The 23,236-nt window shown below is 40.0% G+C and carries 21 protein-coding genes; all 21 read left to right on the top strand.

Going from position 1 to position 23,236, the window contains the following annotated elements; all coding sequences use genetic code 11:
- The first annotated feature begins 91 nt into the window (after positions 1-91).
- The 21 genes from DXD02_RS03650 (at position 92) to DXD02_RS03550 (ending at position 23,223) form a co-directional block, all read left to right on the top strand.
- Positions 92-1,756, top strand: a complete 1,665-nt coding sequence (locus tag DXD02_RS03650; protein ID WP_055218756.1) for a ribonuclease J — start codon at positions 92-94, stop codon at positions 1,754-1,756.
- Positions 1,757-1,761: 5 nt separating this feature from the next.
- Positions 1,762-2,097 (top strand): YlbF family regulator, encoded by a 336-nt coding sequence (locus tag DXD02_RS03645; protein WP_158580147.1) that lies wholly within the window; start codon positions 1,762-1,764, stop codon positions 2,095-2,097.
- Between the two features lie 26 nt (positions 2,098-2,123).
- Positions 2,124-2,537: a solute-binding protein gene (locus DXD02_RS03640; protein WP_118666402.1), complete on the top strand. Its 414-nt coding sequence runs from the start codon at positions 2,124-2,126 to the stop codon at positions 2,535-2,537.
- A 30-nt stretch (positions 2,538-2,567) separates the two neighbouring features.
- Positions 2,568-3,233, top strand: a complete 666-nt coding sequence (locus tag DXD02_RS03635) for an O-methyltransferase (RefSeq protein ID WP_118666401.1) — start codon at positions 2,568-2,570, stop codon at positions 3,231-3,233.
- A complete protein-coding gene (locus DXD02_RS03630; protein WP_117509576.1) occupies positions 3,230-4,459 on the top strand; it encodes a peptidase U32 family protein in 1,230 nt (409 codons plus the stop codon). The genes DXD02_RS03635 and DXD02_RS03630 overlap by 4 nt, the downstream gene beginning before the upstream one ends.
- A gap of 1,057 nt (positions 4,460-5,516) precedes the next feature.
- The gene (rfbA, locus tag DXD02_RS03625; RefSeq protein ID WP_118666400.1) at positions 5,517-6,413 is read left to right on the top strand and encodes a glucose-1-phosphate thymidylyltransferase RfbA; all 897 of its coding nucleotides are present in this window, start codon (positions 5,517-5,519) and stop codon (positions 6,411-6,413) included.
- Between the two features lie 49 nt (positions 6,414-6,462).
- Complete coding sequence (gene rfbB / locus DXD02_RS03620) at positions 6,463-7,482, top strand: dTDP-glucose 4,6-dehydratase (RefSeq protein ID WP_118641077.1); 1,020 nt, start codon at positions 6,463-6,465, stop codon at positions 7,480-7,482.
- A 14-nt stretch (positions 7,483-7,496) separates the two neighbouring features.
- Positions 7,497-8,411: a dTDP-4-dehydrorhamnose reductase gene (gene rfbD, locus DXD02_RS03615; protein ID WP_118641075.1), complete on the top strand. Its 915-nt coding sequence runs from the start codon at positions 7,497-7,499 to the stop codon at positions 8,409-8,411.
- A 17-nt stretch (positions 8,412-8,428) separates the two neighbouring features.
- The gene (gene rfbC, locus DXD02_RS03610; protein ID WP_118641073.1) at positions 8,429-9,037 is read left to right on the top strand and encodes a dTDP-4-dehydrorhamnose 3,5-epimerase; all 609 of its coding nucleotides are present in this window, start codon (positions 8,429-8,431) and stop codon (positions 9,035-9,037) included.
- Between the two features lie 19 nt (positions 9,038-9,056).
- Entirely contained in the window at positions 9,057-11,159 is a 2,103-nt protein-coding gene (gene cps2T / locus DXD02_RS16025; protein ID WP_118666399.1) for a beta 1-4 rhamnosyltransferase Cps2T, read from the top strand.
- Positions 11,156-12,346, top strand: a complete 1,191-nt coding sequence (locus DXD02_RS03600; RefSeq protein ID WP_118641067.1) for a hypothetical protein — start codon at positions 11,156-11,158, stop codon at positions 12,344-12,346. The genes cps2T and DXD02_RS03600 overlap by 4 nt, the downstream gene beginning before the upstream one ends.
- Positions 12,343-13,251, top strand: coding sequence for a glycosyltransferase (locus DXD02_RS03595; RefSeq protein ID WP_118641065.1), 909 nt, complete (start codon positions 12,343-12,345; stop codon positions 13,249-13,251). The genes DXD02_RS03600 and DXD02_RS03595 overlap by 4 nt, the downstream gene beginning before the upstream one ends.
- A 19-nt stretch (positions 13,252-13,270) precedes the next feature.
- Complete coding sequence (locus DXD02_RS03590; RefSeq protein WP_118641063.1) at positions 13,271-14,299, top strand: glycosyltransferase family 2 protein; 1,029 nt, start codon at positions 13,271-13,273, stop codon at positions 14,297-14,299.
- A gap of 24 nt (positions 14,300-14,323) precedes the next feature.
- Positions 14,324-15,238: a glycosyltransferase gene (locus DXD02_RS03585; protein ID WP_118641061.1), complete on the top strand. Its 915-nt coding sequence runs from the start codon at positions 14,324-14,326 to the stop codon at positions 15,236-15,238.
- A 17-nt stretch (positions 15,239-15,255) separates the two neighbouring features.
- Positions 15,256-16,206, top strand: coding sequence for a hypothetical protein (locus tag DXD02_RS03580; RefSeq protein ID WP_147399057.1), 951 nt, complete (start codon positions 15,256-15,258; stop codon positions 16,204-16,206).
- A gap of 12 nt (positions 16,207-16,218) precedes the next feature.
- Positions 16,219-17,451 (top strand): polysaccharide pyruvyl transferase family protein, encoded by a 1,233-nt coding sequence (locus DXD02_RS03575; protein ID WP_118641057.1) that lies wholly within the window; start codon positions 16,219-16,221, stop codon positions 17,449-17,451.
- Position 17,452: 1 nt separating this feature from the next.
- Positions 17,453-19,003 (top strand): lipopolysaccharide biosynthesis protein, encoded by a 1,551-nt coding sequence (locus DXD02_RS03570; RefSeq protein ID WP_118641056.1) that lies wholly within the window; start codon positions 17,453-17,455, stop codon positions 19,001-19,003.
- A gap of 47 nt (positions 19,004-19,050) precedes the next feature.
- Positions 19,051-20,808, top strand: coding sequence for a thiamine pyrophosphate-binding protein (locus DXD02_RS03565; RefSeq protein ID WP_118641054.1), 1,758 nt, complete (start codon positions 19,051-19,053; stop codon positions 20,806-20,808).
- 9 nt (positions 20,809-20,817) lie between these two features.
- On the top strand, positions 20,818-21,654 hold the full coding sequence (locus tag DXD02_RS03560) for an SDR family NAD(P)-dependent oxidoreductase (RefSeq protein ID WP_118641052.1): 837 nt from the start codon (positions 20,818-20,820) through the stop codon (positions 21,652-21,654).
- A gap of 133 nt (positions 21,655-21,787) precedes the next feature.
- Positions 21,788-22,726: an acyltransferase family protein gene (locus DXD02_RS03555; RefSeq protein ID WP_158580172.1), complete on the top strand. Its 939-nt coding sequence runs from the start codon at positions 21,788-21,790 to the stop codon at positions 22,724-22,726.
- 191 nt (positions 22,727-22,917) lie between these two features.
- Positions 22,918-23,223 carry a hypothetical protein gene (locus DXD02_RS03550; protein WP_147399082.1) on the top strand — a complete coding sequence of 102 codons (306 nt, stop codon included), beginning with the start codon at positions 22,918-22,920 and terminating at the stop codon, positions 23,221-23,223.
- Positions 23,224-23,236: the final 13 nt, after the last annotated feature.

The raw sequence follows: 23,236 nt of genomic DNA, 5'->3' as shown, positions 1-23,236 counted from the left end.
GCTCCATCAGCCTGAAGTGACGCTCAGGGGATGCGTGCGTGAAGCCGTACCGGTAACGGAATCGTTTGGAAAACATGCGCGGAGGTGCTATTTGAAAAAGAATAATGGAAGTAAACTAAAAATTATACCGCTTGGCGGTCTGGAACAGATCGGTATGAACATCACCGTTTTCGAGTATGAGGACAGTATCATCGTCGTAGACTGCGGACTTGCATTCCCGGAAGACGACATGCTCGGTATCGACCTGGTCATCCCGGATGTAACGTATCTGAAAGAAAACATCGACAAAGTCAAAGGCTTCGTCATCACCCACGGCCACGAGGACCATATCGGAGCCCTGCCTTACATCTTAAAAGAAGTGAACGTGCCGGTCTACGCCACCAAACTGACGATTGGCCTGATCGAAAACAAATTAAAGGAGCACAACCTGCTCCGTACCACAAAACGGAAAATCATCAAACACGGACAGTCCATCAACCTGGGCGCATTCCGCATTGAGTTTATCAAAACAAACCACAGCATTGCAGATGCAGCAGCACTGGCAATCTACTCCCCGGCTGGCATCATCGTCCACACCGGAGACTTCAAAGTCGACTACACACCAGTCTTTGGTGATGTCATCGACCTGCAGAGATTCGCAGAGATCGGAAAGAAAGGCGTTCTGGCACTGATGTGCGACAGTACCAATGCAGAGCGGCCTGGCTTTACCATGTCCGAGCGGACCGTAGGAAAGACGATCGACGGCCTGTTTGCCGAGCATCAGAATTCCCGAATCATCATCGCAACCTTCGCATCGAACGTCGACCGTGTGCAGCAGATCATCAACTCTGCTTATAAATACGGCCGTAAAGTTGTCATCGAAGGCCGCAGTATGGTCAACATCATCTCCATCGCGCAGGAGCTGGGCTACATCAATATCCCGGAAAATACCCTGATCGATGTGGAGCAGATGAAAAACTACACCGGCGAGCAGCTTGTCCTGATCACCACCGGAAGCCAGGGCGAGTCCATGGCAGCGCTGTCCCGTATGGCGGCACACCTGCACAAAAAGATCTCGATCCTGCCGGGCGACACCGTGATCTTCAGTTCCCACCCAATCCCGGGAAATGAAAAAGCCGTTTCGAACGTCATCAACGAACTGTCTGCACAGGGTGCCAACGTCGTATTCCAGGACGTTCACGTATCCGGACATGCCTGCCAGGAGGAAATCAAGCTGATCTACTCCCTGGTAAAACCGAAATACGCGATCCCGGTACACGGCGAATACCGCCACTTAAAAGCACACGCAGAAGTAGCACAGAGCCTCGGCATCCCGAAAGAGAACATCTTCCTCATGTATTCCGGTGATGTCATGGAACTCGATGAGGACGGCGCAGCAGTAACTGGCAAAGTCCACACCGGAGCCATCATGGTCGACGGACTCGGCGTTGGTGATGTAGGAAATATCGTCCTGCGTGACCGCCAGCATCTGTCCGAGGACGGAATCATGGTCGTTGTACTGACTCTCGAAAAGAGAACAAACCAGCTTCTGGCCGGCCCGGACATCGTATCCCGCGGTTTCGTCTATGTACGCGAATCCGAGGATTTGATGGGCGAGGCAAGAGAAGTTGTAGAAGAGGCACTGGATGGCTGCCTTTCCAAAAATATCTCCGACTGGGGCAAGATCAAATCCACGATCAAAGATGCCCTCGGCGATTATGTATGGAAGAAAACAAAGAGAAGACCGATGATCCTTCCGATCATCATGGAGGCATAAATACCATGGACAAAGTAACAGAGTGCCTGAACGCGCTCATCGAAGAAATGCGGGAGAGCAGGGCATATCAGAATTACTTATGTATGGAACAGGAACTCGAAAAAGACCCGGAACTAAAAAGCCGGGTCGATGACTATCGAATCCGCAATTATCGACTGCAGCAGTCAGAAAACGTAGACCTCTACGACGCCGTAGATTCCCTCGAGCGGGATTCCTACGCACTCCGCAAAAGCGAGAAAGCAAACGCCTATCTTGAAGCGGAACTCGAGGTCTGTAAGATGGTACAGAAGGTGCAGGACTGCATTTCAGAAGAAATCCGCATCGGCGTACCGGAAATCTAAAACCGAAAATCAAAAGGAGAGCGCCCATGTCCGAAAAGAAAAGGGATGCCGGATACCGCGCAGCGCTGACAGGTGCGAAAGGAACCGTGCGCCTGCTCATTTACGTCTGCGTGATTCTTGTGATCATTCTGGCAGCGAAAACTTCATATCAGTTTGGACATGACGTGTTTGCCGAGGAGCCAGTCGCATCCAGAGAAAAGGGAAAGGAAGTCACCGTACAGGTGCGTTCCGGCATGGAGGCGAAAGAACTTGGCGAACTCCTGAAAGACAACGGACTGATCGACGAAAGCCTTCTGGTTTTCGAAGTCCAGTACCGCCTGTCCGGCTACTACGGCGGCATCAAGGACGGTTCCTACGTGCTGAACACCGCACAGACCGTCGATGAAATGCTGGAAATTCTGGCCGGCATTAACACCGAAGGACAGCCGTCCGCGGAATAACGCACGTTTGCAAAACAAGAGGAATCTTACATGATAATAGACGAACGAATGGTAACCTACATCAATTCCCTGGACACCGGCCACACCCCGTTTCTGGAAAATCTGGAGCGGACGGCCAAACAGGACCGGGTGCCGGTCATTCGCCGTGAAATGCAGAGCTTTTTAAAAGTATTCTTAAAGATGAAACAGCCAAAGAGAATCCTGGAGGTAGGAACTGCCGTAGGATTCTCTGCTGTTTTCATGGCACAGTACGGCGAACCGGACGCAGAGATTACCACAATAGAAAATTACGAAAAACGCATCCCGATCGCACGGGAGAACTTCGAAAAATCCGGCTTCGCCGACCGCATCACGCTGATCCCGGGAGACGCTGCAGAAGTCTTAAAAACCCTGGACGGGCCGTATGATTTTATCTTTATGGACGCCGCTAAGGGACAGTACATCCACTTCCTGCCGGAAGTCCTGCGTGTCCTTGATAAGAACGGCGTACTGATCACCGACAACGTGCTGCAGGACGGCGACGTCATCGAATCCCGCTTCGCCGTGGAACGCCGGAACCGCACGATCCACAAACGGATGCGGGAATACTTATTTGAACTGACACACAATGAAGGGCTGCTGACATCGGTCGTGCCGCTGGGAGATGGAATCGCGATTACGATGAAAAGCCATGAGAAGAGAGAGGAAACAACATGAGAAAACCGGAATTACTGGTTCCAGCCAGCAGTCTGGAAGTATTAAAAGTAGCAGTGATCTTCGGCGCAGATGCCGTATATATCGGCGGAGAAGTCTTCGGACTTCGGGCGAAGGCGAAGAACTTTTCGATGGAAGATATGAAAGAAGGTGTGGAGTTTGCGCATGAGCATGGCGTAAAGGTCTATGTCACCGCGAATATTCTGGCACATAACCAGGATCTTGAGGGCGTGCGGGCTTACTTTGCCGAATTAAAAGAGATTGGACCGGATGCACTCATTATTTCGGATCCGGGAGTGTATCGGATTGCGATGGAAGTGTGCCCGGAGATTGAGCGGCATATCAGCACACAGGCGAATAATACGAACTATGGAACGTATCAGTTCTGGTATGAACAGGGGGCGAAGCGCGTCGTGACAGCGCGGGAGCTGTCGCTGGCGGAGATCAAAGAGATTCGGGAGCATATTCCGGAGGAGATGGAGATTGAGACATTTATTCATGGGGCGATGTGTATTTCGTACTCGGGAAGATGTCTGCTGTCCAATTATTTCACGGGAAGAGATGCGAACCAGGGCGCCTGCACACATCCGTGCCGGTGGAAGTATGCGGTCGTGGAAGAGTCCAGACCGGGGGAGTATCTGCCGGTGTATGAGAATGAGAGAGGGACGTATATCTTTAACTCGAAAGATCTTTGTATGATTGAGCATATCCCGGATTTGCTGGATGCGGGAATTGACAGTTATAAGATTGAAGGAAGAATGAAGACGGCGCTGTATGTGGCGACGGTGGCAAGGACGTATCGGAAGGCAATTGATGATTATCTGGAGAGCCCTAAGAAGTATGAGGAGAATATGGAGTGGTATCGGGATCAGATCTCGAACTGTACGTACAGGCAGTTTACTACGGGATTTTTCTATGGAAAGCCGGATCATGAGAGCCAGATTTATGATAGTAATACGTATGTGAAGGAGTATACGTATCTGGGGATTGTTGGGGAGAAGAATGAAAAAAGCAGATATGCGATTGAGCAGAGGAATAAGTTTTCGGTTGGGGAAGAGATTGAAGTGATGAAACCGGATGGGGAGAATGTCTGCGTTACGGTGAAGGGGATCTGGGATGATGAAGGGAACCAGATGGAGAGTGCGCCGCATCCAAAGCAGAAATTGTGGATTGATCTTGGCGTGGAATTGGATAGGTTTGATATTTTGAGAAGGAAAGAAATGGAATAGGATAGGAAAATAAAAGGGATTAGGAACGTGTCATTTTCGAAAGGTTGCTAATCCTTTTTTGTGCGAATAGAGATTATGTAAAGCAATGGTAATGATAAAAGAAACAAATAGGAAAAAGTTCGACATTCTGTGAAAAAAGGTGCTTCATAATGTTTACAAACTGGAGCAAATAAGCTAGAATGTATATGATATTATTGGACTAAGGCTAAATGCTGTTTTAATAGGCCATAAGTCACAAAAATATGTTAAGTATCATTACAAACGGAATGTATATAACTGGCAATGTCTACTCAACAAACCATATTGACGTAGCATAGTCGAAAAGAACCTGTTTTGCACACTAATTGAGTTGCTGAAATTGGCTATATTTCACAGCTATATGAGCTATAAATGCTAGATACTCATACAAAACGCTGAACTTTTGACCCCTGTGGCACAAAATTGGCACATCCTTTTCAGAAGAATCATAGAAATGGCGGAAAACAGGAGAAAACAACAAAAATCCATGAGTTTATCATTAACGTCTGAAAATGCTGTTGAGTACACTATCTGACCCACTAATGACACCTACATCATTACGGTTTGTTGAGTCATGAAAAATAGAGAAAAACAGATGATTTCTACCTCATAAAACAGCTGTTGAGTAGAGCATAGATGGCGATGATAAATACATGTTTTGGGCGGTGAGAGTGCATGATTTATTCATAATGAACAATGAATGACGAAATTGGACTGGGTGATATATACGGTTTTAACAAAACTCATGCGCCGACAGGGTTCGATTCAACAATCCAACACTTAGAAAAAACATCATTGCAGGGTATACGGGGTTCGACTGTATAAAACAGCACTTCGGCTATAGAGAAATAGAGACGAGTGTACTCAACGGATGTTTTATGAAGTAGAAAACACGATTGCTGGGGTAATTGGATACGACAGCATAAGAAAACATTTAGCCGATTGTGTGGTGAACACAGCAGAAATTAGAGAGAAATACCATCCATATGGATGTGTACATAGATATTTTTAAAGATTAAAAGACGGAGGAATAGATGTTATGAAAGGCATTATTTTAGCAGGTGGATCGGGCACTCGTCTGTATCCATTAACGAAAGTGACGAGCAAGCAACTCTTACCTATTTTTGATAAACCGATGATTTATTATCCGATGTCCGTTCTGATGAACGCTGGCATCCGTGACATTTTGATCATCTCCACACCGCAGGATACACCTCGTTTCGAGAACCTACTGGGCGATGGACACCAGTTTGGTGTAAATTTGACTTATGCTGTTCAGCCGTCCCCGGATGGACTGGCACAGGCTTTTATCCTTGGTGCTGATTTCATCGGAAACGATTCTGTGGCAATGGTTCTGGGCGATAACATTTTTGCCGGTCATGGATTAAAGAAAAGATTGACTGCCGCAGTAGAAAACGCTGAGAGCGGCAAGGGTGCAACGGTGTTTGGCTATTATGTGGACGATCCGGAGCGTTTCGGAATTGTTGAGTTTGACAAGAACGGTAAGGCCATTTCTATCGAGGAAAAACCGGAGCATCCGAAGAGCAACTATTGCGTAACCGGTCTGTATTTCTACGATAACCGTGTGGTCGAGTTTGCAAAGAACCTGAAACCTTCTGCGCGTGGTGAATTAGAAATTACCGATTTGAACCGTATTTATCTGGAAGATGGTACTCTGAATGTAGAACTGCTGGGTCAGGGCTTTACTTGGCTGGACACTGGTACACATGAGAGCCTTGTTGATGCTACCAACTTTGTGAAGACCGTGGAGCAGCATCAGCATCGCAAGATTGCCTGCTTGGAGGAGATTGCGTACCTGAATGGTTGGATCAGCAAGGATGAACTGATGGAAGTCTATGAGGTCATGAAGAAGAACCAGTATGGTCAGTACCTGAAGGACGTCATGGACGGCAAGTATCAGGAACATCTGTACTAATTAGAAACGAGTAAAAAATACATAGATAAGTGTAGAGGAGATTAAAATCATGAAAATTATTGTTACCGGTGGTGCTGGTTTTATTGGTAGTAACTTTGTGTTCCACATGCTGAAGAAGTATCCGGATTATCGGATTATCTGTCTGGACAAGCTGACCTATGCAGGAAATCTGTCCACACTGGCACCTGTTATGGATAATCCGAACTTCCGCTTTGTGAAGGCTGATATTTGTGACCGTGAAGCTGTGAATAAACTGTTTGAAGAAGAACATCCGGACATCGTGGTCAACTTTGCGGCAGAGTCTCATGTTGACCGTTCTATTGAAGATCCTGGCATCTTCCTTCAGACCAATATTATCGGCACTTCTGTGCTGATGGATGCTTGCCGCAAGTACGGTATTCAGCGTTATCATCAGGTTTCTACCGATGAGGTTTACGGTGACCTGCCGCTGGATCGTCCTGACCTGTTCTTCACTGAGGAGACTCCGATTCATACCAGCTCTCCGTACAGTAGCTCCAAAGCTGCTGCTGACCTGTTGGTTCTGGCTTACCACCGTACCTACGGCCTGCCTGTGACCATTTCTCGTTGCTCCAACAACTATGGCCCGTATCACTTCCCGGAGAAGCTGATTCCGCTGATGATCGCCAATGCACTGGCTGACAAGCCGCTGCCTGTTTATGGCGAAGGTCTGAATGTCCGTGACTGGCTGTATGTTGAAGATCACTGCAAGGCTATTGATCTGATTATCCACAAGGGTCGTGTGGGCGAAGTCTACAATGTCGGCGGCCACAACGAGAAGCAGAACATTGAGATCGTGAAGATTATCTGCAAGGAGCTGGGCAAGCCGGAGAGTCTGATTACCCATGTTGGTGATCGTAAGGGTCATGATATGCGTTATGCCATCGACCCGACCAAGATTCACAATGAGCTGGGCTGGTTGCCGGAGACCAAGTTTGAGGATGGCATCAAGAAGACTATTCAGTGGTATCTCGATAACCGTGAGTGGTGGGAGACCATTATCAGCGGTGAATACCAGAACTACTACGAGAAAATGTACAGCAACCGCTAACAGGAGGAAAGAACATGAAGTTTTTTGTAACAGGCGTTGGCGGTCAGCTGGGACATGATGTGATGAATGAGCTGCTAAAGCGCGGTCACGAAGGTGTGGGTTCTGATATTCAGGAAAACTACAGCGGCGTGTCAGACGGTTCTGCGGTAACAAAAGCACCGTATGTAGCACTGGACATTACTGATAAAGATGCCGTTGAAAAAGTTATTACAGAAGTAAATCCGGATGCCGTGATCCATTGTGCAGCATGGACTGCTGTGGATATGGCAGAGGACGACGATAAAGTGGCGAAAGTCCGTGCTATCAATGCAGGTGGCACTCAGAACATTGCAAATATCTGCAAGAAATTGGACTGCAAGATGACCTATATCAGCACGGATTATGTGTTTGACGGTCAGGGCACTGAGCCCTGGCAGCCGGACTGCAAGGATTACAAGCCACTGAATGTGTATGGCCAGACGAAGTTGGAAGGTGAACTGGCAGTCAGCCAGACGCTGGACAAGTATTTCATTGTCCGCATTGCATGGGTGTTTGGCTTGAATGGTAAGAACTTTATCAAGACCATGCTGAATGTCGGCAAGACCCACGATATTGTTCGTGTGGTTAATGACCAGATTGGCACACCGACCTATACATATGATTTAGCTCGACTGCTCGTCGATATGAATGAGACTGAGAAGTACGGCTATTACCATGCAACTAATGAGGGTGGCTATATCAGTTGGTATGATTTCACAAAGGAAATTTATCGTCAGGCTGGATATAAGACGGAAGTCCTGCCGGTGACCACGGCAGAGTATGGTCTGAGCAAGGCAGCTCGTCCGTTCAACAGTCGTTTAGATAAGAGCAAGCTGGTGGAAGCTGGCTTTACTCCGCTTCCGACTTGGCAAGATGCACTGAGCCGTTACCTGAAAGAGATCGAGCAGTAATAGAGGAGATAGAAGAAATGGGACAGATTAAAGTTGAGAAAAATGTAGGCGGCATTGAAGGACTTTGTGTTATTGAGCCTGCTGTTCACGGTGATGCCCGTGGCTATTTTATGGAAACCTACAACGAAAAAGATATGAAGGAAGCTGGCATCGACATTCATTTTGTACAGGATAACCAGTCTATGTCCACAAAGGGCGTGCTGCGTGGCCTGCATTTCCAGAAGCAGTATCCGCAGTGCAAGCTGGTACGTGCCGTGCGTGGCACTGTGTTTGATGTTGCGGTTGATCTTAGAAGCAACTCTGAAACCTATGGCAAGTGGTATGGCGTTACACTGTCCGCGGAGAATAAGAAACAGTTCCTCATTCCGGAAGGCTTTGCACATGGCTTCCTGGTTCTGAGTGATGAAGCAGAGTTCTGCTACAAGGTCAATGACTTCTGGCATCCGAATGATGAAGGTGGCATGGCTTGGAATGACCCGGAGATTGGCATTGAATGGCCGGAGTTGAAGGGCGAGTACAAGGGTAGTGCCAGCGCAGAAGGCTACACGCTGGAAGATGGTACTGTACTGAACTTGAGTGATAAGGACCAGAAGTGGCTTGGTCTGAAGGATACTTTTAAATTTTAAGAACACAGGGGTAGGAAGAATGCAGCGGGAAAACGAAGTACAGCACGTATTTCTGGTAGGAGCCAAGAGCTTAGGCGCATACGGTGGATATGAAACCTTTGTTTACAAGCTCACGGAGTACCATCAGAATAAGAAAAATATTAAATATCATGTGGCGTGTAAGGCTAACGGTGACGGCTGCATGGATGAAACAAAAGTGGAAGGTGTGACCAGAATTAATGATCACGAGTTCGAGTTCCACAATGCACATTGTTTCAAAATTGATATCCCTCAAATTGGTGCGGCGCAGGCCATTTATTATGATGTTGCAGCATTGAATGCTTGCTGCAAATACATAAAAGAACATAAGATCAAAAATCCGATTGTTTACATTATGGCTTGCCGCATTGGACCTTTTGCGGCTCATTTCTACAAAGAAATTCATAAGCTGGGCGGCACTGTGTACCTGAATCCGGACGGACACGAGTGGATGAGAGCGAAGTGGTCTGCACCGATTCGGAAATACTGGAAGATTTCTGAGCAGATGATGGTTAAATACTGCGACCTTGCTATCTGTGACTCAGTGAACATCGAGAAGTATATCCACGAGTGCTATGACGGAAAGGGCATTAAGGGTCGAAATCCGAAGACTACGTTTATTGCGTATGGTGCAGATTTGACCCTTAGCAAGCTGTCCGATGATGATGAAAAGCTAGTGAACTGGTATAAAGAAAAAGGACTGACGAAGAAGGAATATTACCTTGTCGTCGGTCGCTTTGTACCGGAGAACTCTTTTGAAGTTATGATCCGAGAGTTCATGAAGAGCAAGAGCAAAAAAGACTTTGCCATTATCACAAATGTAAATGACAAATTCCTGAATGAGCTTGAGGAAAAACTTCATTTCAAGAGCGATAAGAGAATTAAGTTCGTTGGCACTGTTTATGATCAGGAATTGCTGAAGAAAATTCGAGAGAACGCCTATGCCTATTTCCATGGCCATACGGTTGGTGGTACAAACCCGTCGTTGATTGAGGCTCTTGGCAGCACGGATCTGAATCTGCTGGTTGATGTTGGCTTTAATAAAGAAGTCGCAGAGGATTGTGCTCTTTATTGGAGCCGTAAGCCGGGGAGCCTTGCAAAGCTGATAGATAAAGCAGATCAAATGAGTGCAGATGAAATTACAGAGATGGGACAGAGGGCAAAAAAACGAGTGGCAGAAGAGTACACGTGGAATAAGATCTGCGGACAGTATGAAGATGTATTTCTCAAATACAAAAAACTAAGCAAGGCGGGAATGATGATCGAATATTATGCAGTTGTTGTTTTATACAACAAAAAAATACAGGAATCGATTACGGTTTCGCATTTAATGCAGCTCAAGGAAGAGCAACTTCATATTATTGTATTAGATAATAGCACAGATGACTATGTGGTAGAAAACAAGGAATATTTCCCAATTGATTTGCTGACCTATCATAGTATGGGAGGAAACGTTGGATTATCAAAAGCATACAATTATGCACTTTCTATCCTAAAAGATAAGTCTGAGGATGATATTGTAATCTGGTTTGACGATGATACACCTGTAAAACAGGAATACTTTGATTGCTTGAAAAATAAAGTGGTGGATAAAACGTTTGATGTATTTGTGCCGGTGATATATGGGCAAAATGGCGTGATTTATTCGCCAAATGAATCAGGTTGGCTGAAAGGAAAGTATATTAAATCCCCAGAACAACAAATTCCACAGAATAAATTCAATGCGATCAACAGTTGTCTTGCTGTAAGATTAAAAGCATACAAAGGGTATACCTATGACGAAGGGTTGTTTATGGATTGCGTTGACACAAAATTGTTTGATGATTTTCGGAAAAAAGAGTTGAAATTCTGCACGCTTCCGGTAAAAATATATCAAAATTTTTTTCAGCGTAGTGACAGCAGGAATGTTCAAAAATACTGGAATCGGTTCCGCATCAGAATAAATGATACGTTATATTATTCTAGCCTTAATGGTTTTAGCAGTAAGCTTTGTGGATATATTCGTATTTTGGGTTGGAGCTTGGTTTATGGCATAAAACTTAGATCGATTAAATTTAGTTTACTTTGTATTGCGCAGATGTTGAATCATGGGGGAGAAAAGTGATAACAAAATTTAAAAAGGATGAAATTTTATTTTATTTGTCCTACATTATACAGTATATATCATTGTTTATTGGCGATGTCTATAATATCGGTAGCATGGATATATTGGCGAGATATTTGCGTATAGGATCATATATATTGATTTTTATTTCTTGCATTAATATGAGATTGAGGAAGAAAGATTTTTTCCGGATGGTTGCTATTTTAATGGTGACATTGCTGTATGGAGTGAAAACCGGAGATTTATATTGGAGTGTTTTAATCTTACTTATTTATAATTCAAAAAAGGTTGATATAGAAAGGGTTTATAAAACAAGTTCAAGAATAATTGCAATCGGCATAATCAGTGTTTTGGTTCTTTGTATGTTTGGAGTGTTGCCAGATATTTTAACGTCTCGTAATACAGTAGAGCAAATTAACTATAACAGACATTCATTTGGATTCTACCATAGCAATGTTTTGCCATTGTTGATTTTTTATTTAGAAGTGTATTATATCTGTATTGTAAAAGAAAAAATACGAGATAACGTAATAGTTCTTTTTGTGTTACTTGCAGGAGCCACAAATACTTTCTGTCATTCGAGAAATGCATTAATTCTGTCATTAGCTTTATCATTATTTGTTGTTTTTGCAAAGCAAATGAAGAAAGATGAGCATAAAATATTGTATCGAACTACGGTTTTAAGTATACCTTGTATGTCAATCTTTTCATTTTCAATGATGTTTTTACTACTAAAAGGCGGAATTTGGAACACAATTGACACTTTCTTTTCAGGTAGATTTAGACTGGCGATATTTAAAATGAGAAGAATTGGTCTTCACCTTATAAATATTATGAGTAATGAATCGTTCGTGAAAGACAACACTACTTATGTTGATGGAAAAGATATAAGTTCGATTGTTTTGGATAATGGATATCTGTATGTAATATTGAGATATGGAATCTTAATTATACTTGTTTACTTTTTGATTGCCTATTGTTTGGCGAAAAAGAATAAGGAAAACGCATGTGTATTAGGAGCATTAATCGCAGTCTTTATAGCAAATTTTGTTGATAATGACTTGGTGGATTACTCGTTTCTTCCGTTTATTCTTTGGGCTTTTAATGATGTTAGAGTTGATAGTATCATTAAAAACGTGGAAAAGAAAGTCGACGAAATATATAAAGGAAATATAGAAAAAATATGAAAACAGTAATAGTTGTAATTTCTGCATATAATGGCGCAAAACATATTGAACGACAATTGGATTCAATTTTTGAACAGGTTGGTGTAGATGTTCAAGTCTTAGTGCGAGATGATTGCAGTAAAGATAATACGGTAGAAGTTGTACAAAAATATGCACAAAATCATCCACAAAACAAAATTGAAATTATTAAGGGAGAAAATGTTGGATTTGCAAAAAGCTTTTGGCTTGGTCTTTCGATGTGCAGGGATGCAGACTATTATGCATTTGCAGATCAGGATGATGTCTGGAAACCGAATAAATTGATTCGGTGTATTAATGTGATGCAGGAGGTAGATAAAGTTCCACAGCTGGCATATTGCAAAATGCAACGGAGTGACGTTCAGCTGAATCGCTTGGATGAACAGGTTGAAGTTTTGAAGCCTGAACAGCTGACAAAAAAACTTACGCTGATCAAAACATATAATTATGGTGCAGCGACGGTTATCAATAAAAGTGCAAAAGAGCTGGTTTGTCGAGTGTGGCCTGAAGTGGACGATTTGCCTCATGATATGTGGGTTGGAACATTATGCCACTGGTTTGGTAAGGTATACTTTGTGGATGAAGAACTTTATTATTGGATTCGGTATGATACCAGTGTTACGGGAGAAGGAACAAAAGGAACTGCAATTCAATATAGACTGAAAAAGACGCTACAAAAGAAATCGTATCCTAATATCAGTACAGCTATGTTAGAGGCTTATAGTGACCTTCTGCAGTCAGAGGATCGCGCTTTTCTGAAAAAGGCAAGCGATTACAAAAAAGTGTTCAAAGACAAAATATCACTTTTATTTGATCCAACTTTCAAAAGGCTGACATTCAGCGGAACACTTGCTCTAAAATTGGGGATTTTATTAAATTGGTATTGAGGGAAAGGAGGAAGAAAGGATGGAGCAGAAAGTATCAATTGTTGTTCCCGTGTATAATGTAGAAAAGTATCTGAAGAGATGCGTGAACTCGCTTATTGGACAAAGCTATTCTAATCTTGAAATCCTCTTGGTAGATGATGGATCAAAAGATAGTTCACTTTCAATCTGTAAGGAATATGAGCTGAAAGATTCTCGGATTCGAGTATTTCATAAAGAAAATGAAGGTCTTGGCTTGACACGAAATTATGGTATTGAAAGAGCTACTGGTGAGTATATTACATTTGTTGATTCGGATGATTATTTAACTTCGGATGCGATTACAGCCATGCTGGATCGAGCTATTGCGACAAACGCAGATGTGGTAATTGCGACTCACTATTATAAAAATGAAGTACAAGGAGTTGCAATACCAGAGCGTTTATATAGCGGAAATGAAATTAAGAAAGCACTTATGGTTCATATGATGGGCAACAACGGAAACAAACTTGATGCCCTATCTTATACGGCATGGGGGAAATTGTATAAAAAAGAACTGTTCACTAAAAACAATCTTGTCTTTCCATCTGAACGAAAACTTATCTGGGAAGACTTGGCGTTTAGTGTAGAGGCATATCCTCTGTGCGAAAAAGTATACGTTCTCCATAAACCTGTTTATTATTATTGCTTTAATGAGGGGTCTTTGACACATACGTACAAGCCGAATAAGTTAGAACTTGTTATGGAATTGTATCATTATATGGGCACAAAAATACAGGAATTAGGATTGCCGAAAGAGGCACAATATCGTTTGAATACGAATTTTATTGGGCATATTCGCACCTGCATTAAACTTGAAGTATTTTATGCTGATAAAAATGGTTTTGGAACGGCAATTCAAAATATCAGGAAAATATGTTCCAGAAAAGATGTCCAAATATTAATAGAAAATTATCCTAAAGCCTCTTTTAATAAGTCGCAGTATATATACAATTTTACAATGGAGCATAGGTGGATTTATGCTATTTATTTTCTGACATGGCTTCAGAATAAAAAAAAGAGAATCGAGTAAACCTTTGAAAATGGAGGATGTGGTATGGATACTCCTTTAATTTCTATCCTTATGAGTACCTACAATGAAACAACAAAAGAATTGGATGAGAGTATAAATTCCATTTTACACCAGACATATTCCAATTTTGAATTTTTGATTATCAATGATAATCCCAATAATTACGCACTGGAAAAAACATTGAAATCATATAAGGACAGTCGAATTAAAATTATACATAATGAAAAAAATTTAGGACTTGTAAAAAGCTTAAACAGCGGATTAAAATGTTGTAACGGTCAATATGTGGCAAGAATGGACGCTGATGATATAAGTTGTCCATCCAGAATACAGGATGAGTTACTGTATTTGCAAAACAATCATTTGGATATGGTTGGTAGCTATATTGAAACGATTGATGAAAATGGAAAAACGATAAAATCTTTGATGAGGTTTCCAATAAATCATAATCAAATTGTAAAATTTATGCGATGGGGAAGCTGTATTTGTCATCCTACGTGGCTTCTAAAACGAGAAGTTTGTTTTGAATTACAAGGATACCGCAAAACACCACATTGTGAAGATTATGATTTTATTCTTCGGGCAATAGCACATGGATATAAAGTTGGAAATATCCCTAAAGTTGAACTGAGTTATAGAATACGTCAAAGTGGCGTATCGAAATCACATGAGGCAGAGCAGTTCCTGCTCAGAGATTATCTTGCCAAAAATATGAAACAAATTGATTCGCTTACGGAAGATGCCATTACAAAATTTCTCAATTCCGAAAAGTTCAATTGGCAGCTTGAACAACTTTCGCACTATAAAAACGCAAAGCAACTGTTAAAAAATGGATCCGGGATTGAAAAACTAAAAAGCACTGTGCAAATTCCGATAAATCGATTTTTCTGGAGAGATATCGTTGAAAAAACAACACTGTTGCTAAGAGAGCATATATAACTGAAAGGATGGTTTAGGTGGAGAAGCTTTTACTTTTAATGCCCTCATTTATGGGATATGAGAAAAGCTTGCAAAATCAGTTGGGGAAAAAATATGAAGTAACATTGCTTAATTGCGACCAATATGATAAAGCGATTCTCGAAGAATATAAAAAATGCAGTAAACTTCGGTGGATGGTGCGAAATCTTTTTTCCGTAATTAAGGAACATGATCAAGAAAGAGCTGAAGCTAAGTATTTGATGCAAACGCTTAAAAAGATAAATTCAGCGAAGAATTACTATTCAGTGGTTTTTTGCATCAATGGATCTTTTTTGTCTGATAAATTCTATCAAGTAGTAAAGGAAAGAAATCCGCAAGCGCGGTTTATTTACTATGCGTGGGATGATGTGAAAAATTTGATAAAACAATCACATATCAAGTTCTTTAATGAGAAGTTTGCATATAATATTTCTGAATGTAAAAAGTACAATTTTTCGTATTGCCCGATGTTTGTCCAAAATGAAATAGTAGGGCATGATTCCAAAGATTTATATGACATTCTTTTTATCGGATCAGCGCACTCGGATCGACAGAAAATTGCGGATGAATTGTATTCAAAATACGGAAAAGAGTACAGGCTATTCATTTATTTGTATGATCCTACACATACAAATGGACAGTTTTGCCATGACCAGCCATTGACATATGAAAAATATATCGAATATATGCGAAAGTCAAAAGTTCTTATAGACGTACCGCAATCTACACAAGAAGGCCCTACTACACGTTCATTTGATGCATTGTTAACAAAAACGAAAGTGGTCACAGTAAATCCGTTCATAAAAGAATATCCAATTTATTCTGATAACATCTTGATTGTAGACAGGAACAACATAGTCATAGATGATGCGTTTATAAATAAGCCATATATTGAAACGGGGTATCAAGCATTGGCTATTCCAGAATGGTTAAAAAAATTTGATTTATAAGGATAAAGAAAAATGAAAATTCTAGTTATTAATTGTCATCCAGACAACCGTGGCGATGAAGCGGCTGTTCATGCGATGGTAGATGAAATAAGTGCTGCATATCCAGGAGTTGAAATTACATTAGCTATCCGTGGTGCGGGTACAAAGTACCCTAATATGCCATCAAATGTAAAAATGATACATCAGTTTATGCCAATTTCTTCTAAAGCTAAGGTTGCACATAGAATCGCTGTGCTGACAGATGGAAGGGTATCAATTTCTTCAAATGAAAAAACTTTGATTTCGGAGATTTCTAAAGCTGATATTGTTTTACATGCACCGGGTGGTCCAAGCATTGGAGATACATATTATAGTGATGAGCCAACTTATCTTGCAATTTATGATTTGCTGATTGCAATGCATAAACCATATATGTTTTATGCTCCGTCTATGGGACCGTTTCAGAGAGAAGAACGTAATTCATGGCGCAAAAAAGTACTGGAACATTCAGAGGCTATTGTGTTAAGAGATCCTATTTCAGAGAAATATGTACGAGATTTTGTTCCGGATAAAACAATTTCTTTGACCTTAGACTCAGCTTTTCAACACGATGTGAATATTGAGCAGAACAAAGAAAAGCTGAATCAATATATGGAATTAAAGAGATTTTTAGAAAAACATGAAAAATGTGTAGGTGTGACAATTACTGATTTACTGTGGCATCCGGTGTATTCTAAAAATCCTGCAATTTCAAAAAATATTCATGATGTATTCCACGAATTTCTTTCAAGTCTTACAAAGGCTGGTTATGGCGTGGTGTTTATTCCGCAATTATATGGAAACGGAAACGATTATGATTTGATGCGTACATTCTGTTGTGATACAAATGATTATTTTGTAGTAACAGCAAGTGATGAGCGATATGATACTTACTTTCAGCAGTATTTGATAGGTCAATTATACGCAGTTATTGGTATGCGATACCATAGTAATATTTTTTCTGCAAAGATGGGAACACCTTTCATTTCGATATCATATGAGCAAAAGATGAAAGGCTTTATGGAAAAAATGAATTTGGCAGAATATTGCATTGACCTTAAAAACTTATCAAAAGATACTATTGAAAATCGTTTTGAGCAGCTTGTAAATCATTATGATGAATACAAGAAGTATCTCTGTAATAAACATACCTTTATGAAGTCTGAAGCTCATAAAACAACAGATATTTTAGCAACGGTATTGGAAAGAAAAGAGAAGGCACAGTGATATGAACAGAACTCAAAACGCAACAAGAAATATAGTGTTTGGAGTCATTTTAAAGATTTACCAGATTTTATTGCCGTTTATAATGCGAACGGCAATGATTTATCTGATGGGTGTAGAATATCTGGGATTAAATAGTTTGTTTACATCCATTTTGCAAGTTTTGAATCTTGCAGAACTGGGAGTGGGTTCGGCGATGGTTTATAGTATGTATAAGCCAATTGCTGAGAATGACAAATCAACTATTTGCGCATTGTTAAAGTTATATAAAAAATACTATTTTTTTATTGGACTAATAATCGCTTGTGTAGGTGTTTTGCTGACCCCTTTGATTCCAAAACTAATTAGTGGAGATATTCCTGGACAATTAAATGTTTATATTTTATATCTGCTAAACTTAGCAGCTACAGTAATGACATATTGGCTGTTTGCCTATAAAAATTCTTTACTTCAAGCTTATCAACGAAGCGATATAGCGAGCAAGATAACGATTGTAACAACATCGCTCCAATATGCGACACAATTAATTGTCCTATGGTTGTTTCATAACTATTATCTTTACATTATCGTTATGCTTTTTACACAGGCAATGGCGAATGTTATTACTGCGATGGCAGCATCGCATCTGTATCCAGACATGGAACCAAAAGGAGACTTGCCTGATAGAACGGTCAAAACAATTAATCAAAGAATTAAAGACTTGTTTACCGCAAAACTTGGTGCAACGATTGTTAATTCGGCAGACACAATTGTTATATCAGCGTTTTTAGGTTTGACAATTCTTGCCATGTATCAAAACTATTATTTTATTATGTCCTCTGTTATGGGTATATTGACAGTAGTTTTTAGCTCCTGTTTAGCTGGAGTCGGTAATAGCATGGTGACGGAGAGTGCAGAAAAAAATTATAATGATTTTAGAGTTCTTACATTTTTAATAAATTGGATCGTTACTGTCTGTATGTGTTGCTTTGCAACAGTATACCAACCATTTATAGAACTTTGGGTAGGAAAAGATTATATTTTTGATGAAATAGTTGTTGCACTTTTTTGCGTTTATTTTTATCTTGTAACGATGCAGCAGGTAAATGGAATGTATAAGGATGCTGCGGGCGTATGGCATCAGGATAGATTTCGTCCGCTTATTGCGGCAATGGTCAATTTGTTTCTTAACATTGTATTAGTTCAATTTTGGGGTATTTACGCAATATTACTTTCAACCATCATTAGTTATGTTTTTATATCAATGCCATGGATGATTAGTAATGTTTTTAGGTATGTATTTCATAGAAGCTTGAAGCAATTCATGAAAGAGTTTGTGACATATTTCATTGCCGCATGCATTATTACATTTTTATGCTGTATTTTATGTAGAATAACAAGAGAGCTTTCCTTGTTAGGACAGGTTATAATAAATTTGATTTTTTCAGTTGTTTTGTCAAATATAGCAATGTTTGTTATATATAGAAAAAATAGCTATTATAATCAGATGGTTGAACTGGTTGATAGGATAACCAAGTTTAAATTTACACGAGTATTGAAAATAATAAAAAAATAGCAAGGAAACCTTTCTGCAAAAGCATATAGTAAAGGGGAAAATAAATTATGTATTCAAGTGAAAGAAATGTGCAAATGCTATTATCGCTATTAAAAGCGCATAAAATAAAAAAAATGGTATTAAGCCCAGGAAGTGCAAACGCGTCTTTTGTAGCAAGTGCACAATATGATGGAGATTTTGAATTGTATTCTTCTGTTGATGAGCGATCCGCAGCATATATTGCCTGTGGGCTAGCAGAAGAATCTCAAGAGCCTGTTGTGATTTGTTGCACTGGAGCTACAGCATCAAGAAATTATATGCCCGGATTGACAGAAGCATACTATAGAAAATTGCCTGTTATTGCGGTAACGGCAACGCGACCAATTGCATGGCTGGGGCAAAATCGTGATCAGCTAATTGATAGAACTGTTATACCAAAGGATATTGCAGTAAAAAGTGTACATCTTCCAGTAATAGAGAATGAGCAAGATGAATGGGAATGTAATTTAAAAATTAATGATGCTTTATTGGAACTTCGAAGAAATGGAGGCGGACCCGTACATATAAATTTGACTACATCCTACAGCCTTGATTTTTCTGTAAGCAAACTTCCAGAAGAACGTGTAATTCAAAGAGTTGATTTAGAAAGTAAATTACCTGAATTATCTAAGGGAAATATTGCAATATTTGTAGGAGCGCATTCGGTATGGAATGAGAAACTAAAAGCCTCGGTTGAATCATTCTGTGAAGAATATAATGCGTTTGTTTTTTATGATCAAACAAGCAATTATACCGGAAAGTATGGTATTCCTTGTGGCGTATTCGATATTGTAGGGTTTCCTAATTTAAAGATAAATCTTTTGATTCATTTGGGGAATATTTCAGCATCATGGCCAGCATCTGCCGAAGAAATCTGGAGAGTGAATCCTGATGGCGAGATTCGTGATACATATCAACATCTTACAAAAGTATTTGAAATGCAAGAAGAAGATTTCTTTAAGGCATATTGCGGAAACAATCCAAAAAGTCGGATTACACAATATGAAAAGTGGCATGCTGTATATCGTTCACAAATAGAGGCGATGCAGAACAGTAATAATGATATGGCATTTTCTTCTTTGTGGATTGCACAGAACATGTATAAAGAAATGCCAAAGAATTCCATTATTCATTTTGGAATTTTGAATTCTCTCCGTTGTTGGAATTGTTTTGAAATTGATCGTAGCATTCGCGGTTATTCGAATACAGGCGGTTTTGGAATTGATGGAGGTGTATCAAGTTTAATAGGCGCATCCCTTGTGAACTCTGACACCATATACTATGGTATTTTTGGAGATTTAGCATTTTTTTACGATATGAATAGCTTGGGAAACCGACATATTTCATCGAATGTACGTATTCTTGTTGCCAATAATGGATTGGGAGGAGAATTTAAAAATTCGTTGGGAAACGTTCAGAAAGCAGGCCTTGGTGACTCGGCAGATGCGTATATTTCTGCTTATGGGCATTATGGCGAGAAATCACAGGAACTTTTAAAGCATTATGCACAAGATTTGGGATTTCAGTATTTGTCGGCAAATGATAAAACAAGCTTTCTTGCGGCAATGAAAGAGTTTACCGCTACGGAACATAAGGAAAAGCCGATACTTTTTGAAGTGTTTATGGATGAACATGAGGATGTAAGTGCTCTTGATTTGATTCAGAGTCTAAGAGATTTTTCAGAAAATGACCAAAATGTTATGGCTAAAACAAAAAAACTAGCTAAAAATATTCTTGGCCGAAATGGAGTAAAAATGATTCAAAAAGTTATGCACAAAAATGACTGAGGTGTAAAAATGGGAGTGGGTTCAAAAATCCGAGAGTTGATAGATTATTATTACTCAAAAAAGAATGAAAAGAATGTAGTTCCAATCAATATTCCGAAAAACAAGAGTAATTTACTGGAAAATAAAGTTGCATTGATAGTTGGCGGAACTGGTGGTATTGGAGTAGCAATCGCAGAGTCATTTTTGGAAGCTGGTGCAAAAGTTATTATTTCAGGAACAAGCGAAGAAAAAGTAACAAAGACTGTTGAAAAACTTGGAAATGCTGCAAGAGGTATACAGATAGATTTAAACAATGTGACAGAATTTGATAATAAAGTCTCACAGTCTATTAGTTTGTTTCCTGAAAATAGGATTGATATTCTTGTGAATTGCGCAGGAGTACATGGCGATCAAAAATTTGGAATTGTTTCAGAAGCAACATATGATGCAGTTATGAATACGAATCTTAAAGGATTATTTTTTATGACGCAGATAGTGAGTAACTATATGAAAGAGAAAAAAATAAAAGGACATATTCTTAATGTTAGTTCGGCCGCTGCCTTAAAACCTGGTTATACTCCTTATGAAATATCAAAAAGTGGCGTTCGCTCGTTTACATTGGGAGCAGCAGCTGAATTGATCCCATATGGAATTGTTGTAAATGCAATTGCTCCAGGACCAGTTGCAACGGCAATGCTTGGGCGCAAGGAGGGAGATACTTTGTATACAGATTGTATTCCGGCAAAGCGTTTTGCAACACCTTCAGAGATTGGACAACTGGCAGTGATAATGGTTAGTGATATGTGTGATTTGGTAATAGGAGATACATTTTATATTAGTGGGGGATCTGGAACTATCCAATATTGATAATGTGAAATGGAAGGGGAAAATGTGAAAAGGAATTCTTCAATTGAAATGGTTCGCATTATAGCAATGATGTTTATTGTTGTGGGACATTTGGCGGGACATGGAATATTAAAAGTTACAACGACAGATTCTTTTGAAATGTGGCTGGGGGGCAACGCTCAATAAATTATTTGCCATCCTTTTAATTCCAGGCGGTAGGGTTGGAGTTGCTTTGTTTTTTTTAATATCGGGATATTTTCAAATATGCAAATCAACTGTTTCGGTGAAGAAAGTTGTAGGGGAAACAATTTTTTATTCCATATTTCTACAAGTAATTGCTTTAATTTTAAAAATAGGGTCATTAGGAAGCCTGATAAGAAGTTTTTTACCAATTGCTTCAGGTAACTGGTGGTATGTATCTAGTTATATTTTATTGATGCTCTGTTCGCCGGCAATAAATGAATATTTCTTGAAGTTGAATAAAAAACAGAAAAAAATCATGATTGCATTTGCGTGGGCATTTCTTTACACGTTGCCGTATCTTTTTTCTGTGCAGTATTATGGCTTGGAAAGAGGTGTCCTTTTTTATTTGCTGGGTGCTTATATTAGGACGGAAATAGATATTGATAAAATACGAACATTTAAGCAGCAGTTAATGATGGCATTTACTCTGATATGGATTATATATGTTCCTATTGGATATGTGTACTATTCTGGAGGGAATAACAGCAGACTGTTTAGTGCAATTGGTGATAGTATAATTTTTAATGGCTTAATTATTGTCAGTTGTGCTGTATCACTTTTTTTGATATTCGTCTCGGCAAATCCTTATAGTAACAAGACGATTAATATAATTGCTAAATCTACATTTGGAATATATTTATTGCACGACAATATGTATAGAGATTTCATTTGGAATGATTTGTTAAAAATTTCTACTAAGTTTCAATCTCCTTTATTCCCGATTATTGCAATAGGAATAGGAACAATGATTTTTATAAGCTGTACTTTGATTGATTGCATAAGAGAATGGCTTTTTGGTGCTACAATTTATCGATTGGATTCTTATCGTCAGAAGATGTCGCAGCAGTGAAAGACAGCTTCAAGAAGATGTTAGAAAAAGGCGTGTACAAGGCTGATTTATTTGCAGACTTGTGATATACTGGGAGCGGATGCTCCCTACGCTGCTCGAAATTTCACACACCTCTTCGTGGTGAGCAGCAGGCAACGGTCTTACGATCGGCGAAGATGTGAGAAAAGAAAATTAGATTGGGGGACAATAATATGTTTAGAATTAATCACAATGATGCGATTGAGTTGGAACATCAGGTTAGAAGACTTTATGGCTGTGATCGAGGCGGTGTTTCTGGTATGGCTGAAGCAGATTATTTTGAAGGTCATCCAATTCAGGCAGCAGTTTTGGTTGTTTCTTATATTCATGCTAATCATCGTGAGAGTGGTCCGTACCAGTTTGATGAGTTCCTCAATAAATATGAGACTATTTTTGAATATCCGGACGAGAATAATGCAGCCGATGAGGTAAGAAATTATATTGATGAGCTCAGCTCAATTGTCGAGCAGTACATTTAATACTCAATGGAAA

It is taken from the genome of Blautia sp. TF10-30 (assembly GCF_003481245.1).
In the GTDB taxonomy this organism is placed as follows: domain Bacteria; phylum Bacillota; class Clostridia; order Lachnospirales; family Lachnospiraceae; genus Fusicatenibacter; species Fusicatenibacter saccharivorans.
The sequence above is the reverse complement of the archived record's forward strand: the minus strand, read 5'-3'. Positions and strand labels throughout refer to the sequence as shown.